Annotated in this window: 11 protein-coding genes; 4 read left to right on the forward strand and 7 right to left on the reverse strand. The window is 31.7% G+C overall.

Annotation, left to right across the window (positions count from 1 at the left end; all coding sequences use genetic code 11):
• Positions 1 to 77: 77 nt before the first annotated feature.
• The 4 genes from SLW70_RS12140 to SLW70_RS12155 all read left to right on the forward strand — a co-directional run bounded on the left by SLW70_RS12140 (position 78) and on the right by SLW70_RS12155 (position 4,993).
• Positions 78 to 1,232 (forward strand): M14 metallopeptidase family protein, encoded by a 1,155-nt coding sequence (locus SLW70_RS12140; RefSeq protein WP_320888690.1) that lies wholly within the window; start codon positions 78 to 80, stop codon positions 1,230 to 1,232.
• Positions 1,233 to 1,309: 77 nt separating this feature from the next.
• Positions 1,310 to 1,789: an Lrp/AsnC family transcriptional regulator gene (locus SLW70_RS12145; protein WP_072943262.1), complete on the forward strand. Its 480-nt coding sequence runs from the start codon at positions 1,310 to 1,312 to the stop codon at positions 1,787 to 1,789.
• 93 nt (positions 1,790 to 1,882) lie between these two features.
• The gene (locus SLW70_RS12150; RefSeq protein WP_320888692.1) at positions 1,883 to 4,468 is read left to right on the forward strand and encodes a phosphoenolpyruvate carboxylase; all 2,586 of its coding nucleotides are present in this window, start codon (positions 1,883 to 1,885) and stop codon (positions 4,466 to 4,468) included.
• A gap of 9 nt (positions 4,469 to 4,477) precedes the next feature.
• Entirely contained in the window at positions 4,478 to 4,993 is a 516-nt protein-coding gene (locus tag SLW70_RS12155) for a DinB family protein (protein ID WP_320888693.1), read from the forward strand.
• Position 4,994: 1 nt separating this feature from the next.
• Here the strand turns inward: SLW70_RS12155 and SLW70_RS12160 are convergent, their stop codons facing one another.
• The 7 genes from SLW70_RS12160 to aroB form a co-directional block, all read right to left on the reverse strand.
• Positions 4,995 to 5,471 (reverse strand): DNA-deoxyinosine glycosylase, encoded by a 477-nt coding sequence (locus SLW70_RS12160; protein ID WP_320888694.1) that lies wholly within the window; start codon positions 5,469 to 5,471, stop codon positions 4,995 to 4,997.
• An 8-nt stretch (positions 5,472 to 5,479) separates the two neighbouring features.
• A complete protein-coding gene (gene recQ, locus SLW70_RS12165; RefSeq protein ID WP_320888695.1) occupies positions 5,480 to 7,591 on the reverse strand; it encodes a DNA helicase RecQ in 2,112 nt (703 codons plus the stop codon).
• Positions 7,592 to 7,771: 180 nt separating this feature from the next.
• Positions 7,772 to 8,173 (reverse strand): DNA primase, encoded by a 402-nt coding sequence (locus SLW70_RS12170; protein ID WP_320888696.1) that lies wholly within the window; start codon positions 8,171 to 8,173, stop codon positions 7,772 to 7,774.
• Between the two features lie 9 nt (positions 8,174 to 8,182).
• Positions 8,183 to 9,154, reverse strand: a complete 972-nt coding sequence (locus SLW70_RS12175; RefSeq protein ID WP_320888698.1) for a deoxyhypusine synthase family protein — start codon at positions 9,152 to 9,154, stop codon at positions 8,183 to 8,185.
• 96 nt (positions 9,155 to 9,250) lie between these two features.
• Positions 9,251 to 10,651 (reverse strand): arginine decarboxylase, encoded by a 1,401-nt coding sequence (locus SLW70_RS12180; protein ID WP_320888699.1) that lies wholly within the window; start codon positions 10,649 to 10,651, stop codon positions 9,251 to 9,253.
• A 54-nt stretch (positions 10,652 to 10,705) separates the two neighbouring features.
• Complete coding sequence (locus SLW70_RS12185; RefSeq protein ID WP_320888700.1) at positions 10,706 to 10,885, reverse strand: hypothetical protein; 180 nt, start codon at positions 10,883 to 10,885, stop codon at positions 10,706 to 10,708.
• A 58-nt stretch (positions 10,886 to 10,943) separates the two neighbouring features.
• A complete protein-coding gene (gene aroB, locus SLW70_RS12190) occupies positions 10,944 to 12,023 on the reverse strand; it encodes a 3-dehydroquinate synthase (RefSeq protein ID WP_320888701.1) in 1,080 nt (359 codons plus the stop codon).
• Positions 12,024 to 12,240: the final 217 nt, after the last annotated feature.

Raw genomic sequence — 12,240 nt, forward strand, 5'->3', positions numbered from 1 at the left:
TATAATAATGTCTTGTTTTTTGTAGTTTACAAATGTAAAAATAAAGATGTTTACTTTTGTAAATTAAATAATATGTTATGAATTTAGAACAACTGTTCATTGAAAATAAAGAGCAATCTATCTCGGGTAGGTATCTAACTTTAGATTCAGTTGAGCCTCTTTTGAAAAAATTAAATACGAATAATGAACTGTCAATTATAGGTCAATCAGTTCTTGGAGAACCTGTTTATAAATACCAAATTGGAAGCGGAAAAACAAGAATTTTTTTGTGGTCACAAATGCATGGAAATGAAAGTACGACTACTAAAGGATTGTTTGATTTTTTTAATCTATTAAAAAGCGGTTCAGAATTAGCAACTCAATTATTAGATACCTTTACATTTTGTGCACTTCCGATGCTTAATCCAGATGGAGCTCGATTGTATACTCGTGTAAATGCTAATAAAGTTGATTTAAATAGGGACTCTCAAGATTTAACTCAACCAGAGAGCAGAGTGCTGCGTGAGGTATTTGAGGACTTTAAACCTCATTATTGTTTCAATCTACATGATCAACGTACAATTTTTGGTGTAGAGGACTCAGGGAAGCCAGCAACTATGTCTTTTTTGGCGCCTTCTTATAATGAAGCTCGAGAGGTAAATGATTCTCGATTAAAAGCGATTGAGTTAATCGCAGGAATTAATTCGGTTTTACAGCGATATATACCCAATCAGGTGGGTCGTTTTGATGATTCCTTTAATATCAATTGCATAGGTGATACGTTTCAATACTTAGGAGTGCCAACTTTATTGTTTGAAGCAGGGCATTATCAAGACGATTATAAGCGTGAAGAAACTCGGAAATTTGTTTTCATGGCTTTACTTACAAGTTATAAAATACTTTCCGAAAACGATATAGTTGTTAACGGAATTGAGAATTATTTGAATATTCCTCAAAATAAACCCGTTTTTTATGATTTTATATACAAAAACATAAAAATAAATTATGATGGTATTGAAAAAATAACGAATTTTGCTGCTCAATACAAAGAGGAGTTGATTGGAAATGATATTGTTTTCAACGCTTATATTGCTGAAATTGGAGATTTAGAAGGGCGTTTTGGTCATTACGAATATGATGGAAAAGGAGCTACATACCAAGATGAACATCAAAATTTTCCGAAATTAGATCAAAAAGCAACTTTCAACTTAGATAATAACATAAAATTCGTTAACGGATTGATAAAAATTTAAAATTTTATCTGTTTTTATTGTTTTTATGTATATTTTTATACTTTGTAAGTGAGTTAATAAAATTAATTTAAAGAATTATGAGTAAATTCCGTTTAGATGAAGTAGATCATCAGATTTTGGATATGTTAATTGACAATACAAGAGTTCCTTTTACAGATATTGCTAAGAAATTATTAATTTCGGCAGGAACTGTTCATGTTCGTGTTAAAAAAATGGAAGATGCTGGTATTATCATGGGTTCATCATTGGTTTTGGACTATGATAAATTAGGGTATTCATTCATTGCTTATGTAGGTGTTTTCCTTAACAACACCTCACAAACTAAGTTTGTTTTAGAGCGAATCAATGAAATTCCATTTGTTACTGTTGCTTCTGTGACTACAGGGAAATTTAATATCTTTTGTAAGATTAGAGCAAAAGACACAAAACATGCTAAAGATGTAATCTTTATGATTGATGATATTGATGGCGTATATAGAACTGAAACTATGATTTCTTTAGAGGAAAGTATCAACGATAAGAAACGTTTGATGCATACCATCTTTAAAAACATGTAATAAGAATAAAAGTTTATATTTTAAATATAACCTTAAGTTAGTTCTTGGGGTTATTTTTTTATAAAATCCAATCTAAAATAACGATAATAATTTATGTATACACTTCCAAAAATTGAGCGTTTTAATCAAAATGTCCTTTCTAAATACAATATTTATAATAGTGTTTTTATAACGTTACCTTTTGACTCCATTGATAATACAGGTGTAATGTTGCCTTTATTTACCGATGTTTGTGAAACGGGTTTCAAAAAACAAGAAACACCTAAAGAAATAATGGAATTTTTCTCAAAGAAGTACTTACATAGTACTAATGAGAAAGAGCAAATTGATTTAATGTTTCGCTTTATTCAATATATAGAACGTCAAATTGTTTTGTTTGATGCTATTGAAGATGCTGCTTTTCCAGTAGTTAACAACATGGAAGGTAGAGGGTCTTTGAGAGATATTAAAGAAAAGGCAGATGCTAGAGGAGCTAAAGAAGAGTTAGTTGCGTTTTTAAAAGACTTCAATGTAAGAACAGTGCTAACAGCACATCCTACACAATTTTACCCTGGTGCCGTTTTAGGTATTATCAATGACTTAACAAAAGCAATTAGAGAGAATGACTTACTTAGAATTAAGCAGTTATTGGCTCAGTTGGGTAAAACTCCTTTTATCAAAAACGAAAAGCCAAATCCTTTCGATGAAGCAGTAAGTTTAATTTGGTACCTAGAAAATGTATTTTATCCTACCTCAAGTGATATGATTCATTATCTTCAAAAGAATGTTTTTCAAGGTGAAACAGTTGATAATTCGATTATCAAATTAGGTTTCTGGCCAGGAGGTGACCGTGATGGAAATCCATTTGTAACAACTGAAATTACATTAAAAGTAGCTGATAGATTGAGGACTTCAATCTTAAAATGTTACTATATGGAAGTAAGACGTCTAAAAAGAAAATTAACGTTCTTTAATGTAGATGTTTTGATAGCTGAATTAGAAGATAAATTATACCGTTCTGTTTTTTATTCGCAAGGAGATATATTTATTACTCTTGATGAATTGAAATCTCAATTAAACAAAATTAAAAATATCGTAGTTGAGCAACATGAATCGTTATATCTTGATGAATTAGAGTCATTGATAATCAATGTTAATTTGTTTGGTTTCTACTTTGCTACTTTGGATATTCGTCAAAACAGTCGTATTCATGATGCTGTTTTTAGAGATGTTTTTGATTATTATCAAAAAAATGATCCTTCTGTATTTCCTAAAAATTATTATGAATTAACAGAGGCTGAAAAATTTGATGTATTATCAAATGCAAAAGGAAATCTAAACGGAGCTGACTTTGAAGATGTAATGACTCGTTCTACTATCGAATCAATACAAGCAATAAAAACTATTCAAGCCAAAAATGGTGAGCAAGGAGCAAATCGTTATATCATTAGTAATAACGAAAGTGCTTTGAATGTAATGGAAACGTTAGCCATGATTCGTTTAACTGATTGGGAGCAACCTACCGTAGATGTGATTCCGCTTTTTGAATCAGTTGATGATTTGTTGGATTCTCATAATATCATGGAGAAATTGTATACTAATCCGATGTATGCGGCTCATTTGAAAAACAGAGGTAACATTCAAACAATCATGTTAGGGTTCTCTGATGGTACAAAAGATGGAGGTTATTTGATGGCCAACTGGAGTATTTATCAAGCCAAAGAAGCTTTGACTGCTATTTCTAGGAAATATGATGTAGAAGTAATTTTCTTTGATGGTCGTGGTGGACCACCGGCACGTGGAGGAGGAAAAACGCATAAATTTTACGCTTCTTTAGGTCCAAATATTGAAAACAAAGAAATTCAAATCACAGTACAAGGACAAACTATTAGTTCTAATTTTGGAACATTGGATTCTTGTCGTCACAATTTAGAGAACTTATTGAGTGCAGGTGTAACGAATCAGGTATTTAATAAAACGAACAACATTCTTTCTCCTGAAGATAAAGAAGTGATGGGGCAGCTTTCTGAGTTAGGATATGAGAAGTATTTAAGCTTCAAGAATCATCCTAAATTTATACCTTATTTGGAGAAAATGAGTACTTTGAAGTATTATGCTAAAACAAATATTGGTAGTCGCCCTTCTAAAAGAAGTAAGTCGGCATCATTAGATTTTAAAGATTTAAGAGCGATACCATTTGTTGGTTCTTGGAGTCAATTGAAGCAAAATGTTCCTGGTTTTTATGGAGTAGGAGCTGCTTTAAGGCGTTTTGAAGAAACAGGTGAATGGGATAAAGTTCAGGCTTTGTATGATAATTCAATGTTTTTTAGAACACTTCTTGAAAATAGTATGATGTCATTGGCTAAGTCATTTTTCCCATTAACAGCCTATATGAAAAATGATCCTGAGTTTGGTGAATTTTGGCAAAACATCTACGATGAATTTTTGGACACCAAACGTTTGTTGTTGAAAATTGCTGGTCATAAAGAATTGATGGAAAACTACCCTGACGGTAAAGCTTCTATTGAGATTAGAGAGCGTATTGTATTGCCATTGTTGACAATACAGCAATATGCACTATTGAGAATTAACGAATTAAACAAAGCAGATAAACCTGATGAAGCCTTAATTAAGGTGTATGAGAAAATTGTAATGCGTTCTCTTTTTGGGAATACCAATGCAAGTAGAAACTCAGCTTAATTTTAATAGATGAACTCTAGTCAATTACAAGAAAGCGAATATTCTGTTTTTTTTGCTACCTATATAAAAGCATTAGATAATATTGAATTGATTGAAGACTTAGAAATAAGTCTTCATCAATTTATCAAGTTTGTTCAAAATATTCCTATGGATAAATTTGATTTTCGTTATGCTGAAGATAAGTGGACTATTAAAGATATTATTCAGCATCTAATTGATTCAGAAAGGGTTTTTTCTTATCGCGCGATGCGAATTTCAAGAAATGATAACACTCCTTTACCAGGATTTGATGAAAATCTTTTTGTTGATAACACCGATGCAAACGCTAGGAGTATTCAGGATTTATTAGCGGAATTATCTGCAGTTCGCTTTTCAACTTTATTTCTTTTCAAAAGTTTGACTGATGAACAATTAATGAGAATAGGAACAGTTTCTGATAATTTGGTTTCGGTTAGAGCTTTAGGGTTTTTAACGATTGGACATCAAAAACACCACCAAAAAATATTTGAAGAAAGATATCTGTAAGCTATTTCAAAATAGTAGCCCAGATTTTTAATTTATTTTCAAAAGTCATGGTATTAGCCGGACTAGTAGAAGGCATCACATAATATGTGATGCCTTTTATTTGTCCAAACTTCTTGGTAAAATACCGATGACTTTCTTTGCCGTTAAAAGCTATTTTATGAATAGAAGGATATTTTTGAAATAAAGTTTCAAAATCATTTTCTTTCTGGTTTTTGATATGGATGTCCAAACTTCCTTTGCGTTCGCAATTTTGTAACACATCCCAAAGTCCAATTTTATGAGATTTCAAAAGTTTAATTTTTTCTTCAAAAACTTCAGAAATAGGTAATTCGCTGAGAAGCGTGTACATGATTTTCCAAAAATGATTTCTTTTGTGTGCGTAATATTCTTGTTTTTCCAAAGAAGCAATTCCGGGCATGGTACCTAAAATTAAAATCTCCGTTTTAGAATCTACATAAGGAGCAAAAGATTGAATCATGATTTTTATTATTTAGAACTTTCTTTTTCAATTATAGCTAATGCCAATCGGATTTTCTCATAAGGCACTTGTTCTTCAAAATGTTCAAAGTAGGGCTTTAAAGCCGCTGGACTTTCTAGGATTATTTTGGCCTCTGCAATTTTTGTCACTTCTTCTTTAGTAATGAATTGAAATAAATCAATGGCAACTCCTTCTTGGTATAATTTAGCCAGATGTGACATAATGGTACTAACACCCAAATTTCTTTTTTCAGCAATTGCTTCAGGGGAAAGTCCGCTTTCGAATAAGGCTAAAGTTTCCTTATAGGTGGTAGCTCCTTTTTTAGGTTTGGCTGCTTTGCTTTTATGAAAATCGATTATGGCCTTTATGAAAATATGGCCGTACTTTTCTAATTTCACTTTTCCAACACCGTCAATGGCGAGTAGCTCATCATCACTCATTGGGCGATTGATTTCCATTTCTTTTAATACAGCATCACTAAAAATAACATAAGCCGGAACCGATTCTTCTTTGGATAGGTCGTAACGTATTTTTCGTAACATTTCAAAAAGAGAATCATTTTTAGGTTTTACTTTTGATTCTTTGATAGTTACTTTTTCTGCTGTTGCTTTTTGAACCGTTGTTAGTTGTACTTTTTCACCGTTAAATAAAACTTCATGTGCCAGAGGTGTTAGTTTAATTTTGTTTTGTTGATGAAAAGCAATTTCGCAATAGCCTTGATTAATTAGTTGAATCAGATATTGATTCCAATCGTACCAAGAAACATCAGCACCAACGGCATAGGTTTTTAGATTTTGATATTCTTTTTCGAAAATGTATGCGTTCTTAGATCCTCTCAAAAAATCAACAATTACAGGTAAAGGCTCTGATTCTTTTAAACGAATGATAGCAGATAAAGCTTTTTGTGCCAAAATAGTTCCATCAAAAAAGGCGGGGGGATTTTTACAAATATCGCAATTGCCACAATTTTGAGTAACGATTTCTCCAAAATAGGATAACAAAATTTTTCTTCTACAACTTAATGCATCAGCATATTGTCGCATACGTTCTAATTTTGCCAATTGTACTTCGGCATTCAAACCTTGTGACGCAAATTTTTGTAACTGAATTACATCACCATAACTTTCAAACATAATCGTTTCTGATGGTAATCCATCACGACCCGCACGACCTATTTCTTGGTAATAGCCTTCAATATTTTTTGGGAGATTGTAATGAATTACCCAGCGCACGTTTGATTTATCAATTCCCATTCCGAAGGCAATCGTTGCACAAATCACTTGACAATCATCATTTATAAATTCATCTTGTGTTTGCGCGCGAAGGTTAGCATCCAGCCCAGCATGATATGCTTTGGCATTGATACCTGATTTTTGTAATTTTTCAGCCAATTCCTCGGTTGTTTTACGACTTAGGCAATATATTATTCCAGATTCTAATGGTTTGTTAGAGATAAAATCAATGATTTGTTTGACTCTATCTAAAGCAGGACGAACTTCTAAACTTAGGTTTTTCCTATCAAAAGAGGAAATGTAAAGAACAGGATTTATCAAGTTTAGTTGTTTACTTATATCTTCACGCGTTGCTTTATCTGCTGTAGCTGTCAATGCTAAAATTGGAGTAGAAGGGAAGCGTTTTTTTAGATAGCCTAAATTAGTATAAGCTGGTCTAAAGTCATGTCCCCAAGATGAAATACAATGTGCTTCATCAATGGCAATAAGACTGACAGCGATTTGATTAAATGTGTTTTCTAAATACGACAAACTTTCAGGAGCTACATAAACTAATTTTGTTTTATTATTCAGGATATTTTCAATATGAGCTTGCTGTTCTGTTTCTGACTGACTGCTGTTTATGTAACAAGCTACAATTCCGTTTGCTTTTAAGCTATCAACTTGATCTTTCATTAAAGCTATCAACGGAGATATGACTATTGTGATACCAGGTAATACTATCGCAGGCAACTGAAAACAAACTGATTTTCCACCACCAGTAGGCATAATAGCTAGTGTGTCTTTTCCTGATAAAATAGAATTGATGATTTTTTCTTGATTGGGTCTGAATTTTTCAAAACCAAAATTGTCTTTTAAGGTGTCGTGAAGTAGAGTAGTGTTGATCATGGCGTTTATAAAAACTGGTCTTTAGGTGAGTAGAAAAATTGTGGTCTAATATAAAAATTTTTACTACAAATTAACACCAATTTTTTGAATTTAAAATTATAATTACACTAATGAATATGTTTTTATAATAAAAAAAGGAACTCTTGAATGGAGTTCCTTTAGTATTATTATAGAGAAGAATTAATCCTCATCATCGTCGTCATCGTCATCATCTGAACTATCTTTGTCATCTGAATCTTCGTCCTCATCATCAAAATCGGGTTTGTCAAGATTGTCATCTTCATCGTCATCACTGTCAATGTCATCATCAATATCTAAACCTTTGATTGGTGCAATTGGTTCGATTACGTCATCGATTTCATCATCCTCGTCATAATTTTCGATTCTATCAGCTAGTTTAGTACTTACTTTAACTAAATAAATAGTGTCTTCTGTACGTACTTCAACAGCTTCAATCAATTCGTTTTTAGCATTTCTAAAACGAATAATATCAGAATCGTCGTATCCATCAGGGAATCGCTCCACTAATAGGTTTAAAATTTCGTTTGTAAGTTTTGCGTAATCAACAATTACTCTTTTCATAATGATATTCTATAAATCTAATAAATAAGCAAAAATTAATGGCGCTACAATAGTAGCATCTGATTCAATAATAAACTTTGGTGTATTAATGTCTAATTTACCCCAAGTTATTTTTTCATTTGGAACTGCTCCTGAATAAGACCCGTAACTAGTTGTTGAGTCCGAAATTTGGCAGAAATAACTCCAAAATGGAACGTCGTGCATTTCCATATCTTGGTACAACATTGGCACTACACAGATAGGAAAATCTCCTGCGATACCTCCACCAATTTGGAAAAAGCCAACACCATTGGCGCTGTTTTTTGGATACCAATCAGCAAGGAAAGTCATGTATTCAATACCAGATTTCATAGTCGATGCTTTCAATTCTCCTTTAATTACATAAGAAGCAAAAATATTTCCCATCGTACTATCTTCCCAACCTGGTACAATAATAGGTAAATTTTTCTCAGCAGCAGCATACATCCAGCTGTCTTTTAAGTCTATTTCATAATATTCTTCAAGAACTCCTGAAAGTAACATTTTGTACATAAACTCATGAGGAAAATAACGTTCTCCTTTGTCATCAGCATCTTTCCAGATTTTGAAAATGTGTTTTTGTAAACGTCTGAACGCTTCGTGCTCAGGGATACAAGTATCTGTCACTCTATTTAAACCTCTTTCTAATAAATCCCATTCATCTTGAGCTGTTAAATCTCTGTAGTGAGGAACTCTTTCGTAATGTGAGTGAGCTACTAAGTTCATGATATCTTCTTCAAGATTAGCTCCAGTACAAGAAATGATTTGAACTTTGTCTTGACGAATTACTTCGGCAAATATTTTACCAATTTCGGCTGTACTCATTGCTCCAGCCATAGTAACCATCATTTTAGCTCCGTTGGCTAATTGTTGTTCATAGGCTTTTGCGGCATCAACTAATGCAGCTGAATTAAAATGCAAATAGTGCTTTTCGATAAATTGACTAATAGGTCCCTTACTCATTGTATTTTTTTTAAAGATATTAAAATCGATTATTTGAAAGAGAATCTAATTTCAAATGTAAAGATTTTTTAATTTAACTATTACTATATTGAATTATTATTTTGTGTTGTACCCTAATATTTTCAAAACGTCTTCTGATGTTTGTTGTTCTGAAAAAACTTCGGTTGCTAAAATCCCATTTTCATCACGATCAATTAAGATGTGTTTTGGTTGTGGAATCAAGCAGTGGTGTAAGCCACCATATCCACCAATGGTTTCTTGGTATGCTCCTGTATTGAAAAAACCAATGTATAATGGTTTCTCTTTATTGTATTTGGGTAAATAAATAGCATTCATGTTTTGTTCAGAGTTGTAATAATCGTCACTATCACAAGTTAATCCTCCTAATAAAACCCTTTCGTAAGTATCATTCCAACGGTTTACTGCCAGCATGATAAAACGTTTGTTAATTGCCCAAGTATCTGGTAAAGTAGTGATGAAAGAAGAATCAATCATGTTCCATTTTTCCCTGTCGTTTTGTTGTTTTTGATACAAAACTTGGTAAATAGCGCCACCACTTTCACCTACAGTAAATGAACCAAATTCGGTAAAGATATGAGGAACATCTACTTCGGCTTCATCACAAGCTATTTTGATTTGGTTGATGATTTCATCAATCATATATTGGTAATCGTACTCAAAAGTCAAAGAATTTTTGATAGGAAAACCACCACCAATGTTCAATCCGTCAAGACCAGGACATTCTTTTTTAAGAGCAATATATACTTTGATACATTTCACTAATTCATTCCAGTAATAAGCAGTATCATTAATACCGGTATTGATGAAAAAGTGCAACATTTTCAGTTCCAACTTTGGATTGTCCTGAATTTGTTTTTTATAAAAATTGACAATGTTTTTGTATCCGATACCTAAACGAGAAGTATAGAACTCAAATTTAGGTTCTTCCTCAGCTGCAATACGAATTCCAATCTTGAATTTTCCTTTAATTTCCGCTTGAAGTAAATCTAACTCTTCGTAGTTATCAATAATTGGAATGGTATTCTTATGACCGTGATTAATCAAACGGGCAATGTTTTCAATGTATTGGTCTCTTTTAAAACCATTACAGATTACGTAAGTACTCTTATTGATTTTGCCGTTTTGTAATAAATTTTCAACGATATTAATATCAAAAGCAGATGAAGTTTCAATGTGAATGTTATTCTTGAAAGCTTCATTCATAATATATTCAAAATGAGAACTTTTAGTGCAGTAGCAGTAATAGTATTTAGCCTCATATTTGTTTTTTTCCATCGACTTACGAAACCAGTTTTTGGCTTTGTTGATGTTGTTGGATATTTGAGGCAAATAGGTAAACTTTAGAGGTGTACCATATTGCTCTACTAATTTCATCAAATCGATATTGTGAAATTGAAGATTATCTTTGTTTAAGGTAAATTCTTCTTGTGGGAAATAGTATGTTTGATTTATTAAGTCAGAATATTTAGTGTTCATTTTAGTTTTAGTTTATTTTTAGAATTAGAAATAAAAAATAGATTAAACTAAAATTCAAACTCTAATATTAGCATAAATGATTTGTAATTCTTCATGCTCCATTTTGAGGAACTGAAAAAGGTCAAAAATAAAATTACCCTTAATCGTATAGAAACACTCCAATATAGTCAAAAATGATTTATTGTTTTGTGCTCTTTTAGATGAGTAACTTCCTTGTTTTGTATCCTTTTTCATTGCGGCAAATGTAAAAAATATTATATACGTAATGCAATCCTTTTTAGCTAAAAAATAATTAAGATTGATAATCTTTAAAGGCTTTAAGAATCAATTCATTTTCAACTGTTTGGTTGATGATAATCTTACCGATACCCTCAATTAAAGCAAACTGAATCGTCCCATACTCATTTTTTTTATCGTGAATGAGTAATTCTAGGATTGGTTCGATGTCATTTTCTTCAAAACTAATGTCGTCATAGATTGATTTTAGTGTAGTTTTAATCTCACTGAATTCTTTTTCGGAGATTAAGTTTTTGTTTAAAGAAATGTAACTTTCTAAAATCATTCCTACAGCAATAGCTTCACCATGCAATAGTGTTGTTTTATTTTCATTTTCTAAAAAATAACTTTCGATAGCATGTCCTAAAGTATGGCCAAAATTCAATGCTTTTCTTAGATTTTTTTCTGTTGGATCTTTGGTAACTATGTCGTTTTTAATTTCTACTGAACGGAAAATCAACTCGTCTAAAGCATCAAAATCAATCGATTTTAAATCTAAAAATTGTTCCCAATAGTTTTTATCGTAAATCAAACCATGTTTCAACATTTCGGCAAGTCCAGAGCGCATTTCGTTTTGAGGCACAGTTTCTAGGAAAGCAGTATCAACAATCACCATTTCAGGTAAATTGAAAACACCAATTTGGTTTTTTAAATTTCCTAAATCCACACCGTTTTTTCCACCAACAGAAGCATCTACCATTGAAAGCAGAGTAGTAGGGATATTAATAAAATCAATACCTCTTTTGAACGTAGAAGCAACAAAACCTCCTAAATCAGTGACAACACCGCCACCAAGGTTGATTACTAAGCTTTTTCTATCACCACCAAGTTCCGTTAATACGTTCCATATTTGTACACAAGTATCAATGTTTTTATTGATTTCACCAGCTTCAAATTCAATGATTTCAATTGTTAAATCAGTTTCAATAAGAGGAAGGAATTTAGGCAAACAAAATTCATTGGTATTGCTATCAACAATAATAAATAAATTAGAATATTTGTTTTCTTTTAAATGTATATTTAAAGCTTCGTAGCCTTTTTCATTAAAATGTATGGGATGATCAACAGCTTGAATGGTTTGTGATTGTAAAGACATATCTATTTAATAATTTTCAAAATTGGTGTAAAAATGTTCAAGTTGAATACGTTAAACGAGAAAAAGAGAGTTATTTTCAGTATTTAAATTGAATTGACAAAACTAATGCTTTTTTGATTTTTATTCGAGTAATTTTTTAAAAATTAAGTACTGTTTTTAGGATAACAAACATTCAATAAGAATTAGTATAAACGTATGAGTCTTGTTCGCCACGAAA

This window comes from Flavobacterium sp. NG2 (assembly GCF_034119845.1).
Lineage (GTDB): Bacteria > Bacteroidota > Bacteroidia > Flavobacteriales > Flavobacteriaceae > Flavobacterium.

Bases quoted from the DNA above. Each gene is read 5' to 3' on its own strand.
- SLW70_RS12140 (WP_320888690.1), top strand. From the start codon at position 78: ATGAATTTAGAACAACTGTTCATTGAAAATAAAGAGCAATCTATCTCG.
- SLW70_RS12145 (WP_072943262.1), top strand. From the start codon at position 1,310: ATGAGTAAATTCCGTTTAGATGAAGTAGATCATCAGATTTTGGATATG.
- SLW70_RS12150 (WP_320888692.1), top strand. From the start codon at position 1,883: ATGTATACACTTCCAAAAATTGAGCGTTTTAATCAAAATGTCCTTTCT.
- SLW70_RS12155 (WP_320888693.1), top strand. From the start codon at position 4,478: ATGAACTCTAGTCAATTACAAGAAAGCGAATATTCTGTTTTTTTTGCT.
- SLW70_RS12160 (WP_320888694.1), bottom strand. From the start codon at position 5,471: ATGATTCAATCTTTTGCTCCTTATGTAGATTCTAAAACGGAGATTTTA.
- recQ (WP_320888695.1), bottom strand. From the start codon at position 7,591: ATGATCAACACTACTCTACTTCACGACACCTTAAAAGACAATTTTGGT.
- SLW70_RS12170 (WP_320888696.1), bottom strand. From the start codon at position 8,173: ATGAAAAGAGTAATTGTTGATTACGCAAAACTTACAAACGAAATTTTA.
- SLW70_RS12175 (WP_320888698.1), bottom strand. From the start codon at position 9,154: ATGAGTAAGGGACCTATTAGTCAATTTATCGAAAAGCACTATTTGCAT.
- SLW70_RS12180 (WP_320888699.1), bottom strand. From the start codon at position 10,651: ATGAACACTAAATATTCTGACTTAATAAATCAAACATACTATTTCCCA.
- SLW70_RS12185 (WP_320888700.1), bottom strand. From the start codon at position 10,885: ATGAAAAAGGATACAAAACAAGGAAGTTACTCATCTAAAAGAGCACAA.
- aroB (WP_320888701.1), bottom strand. From the start codon at position 12,023: ATGTCTTTACAATCACAAACCATTCAAGCTGTTGATCATCCCATACAT.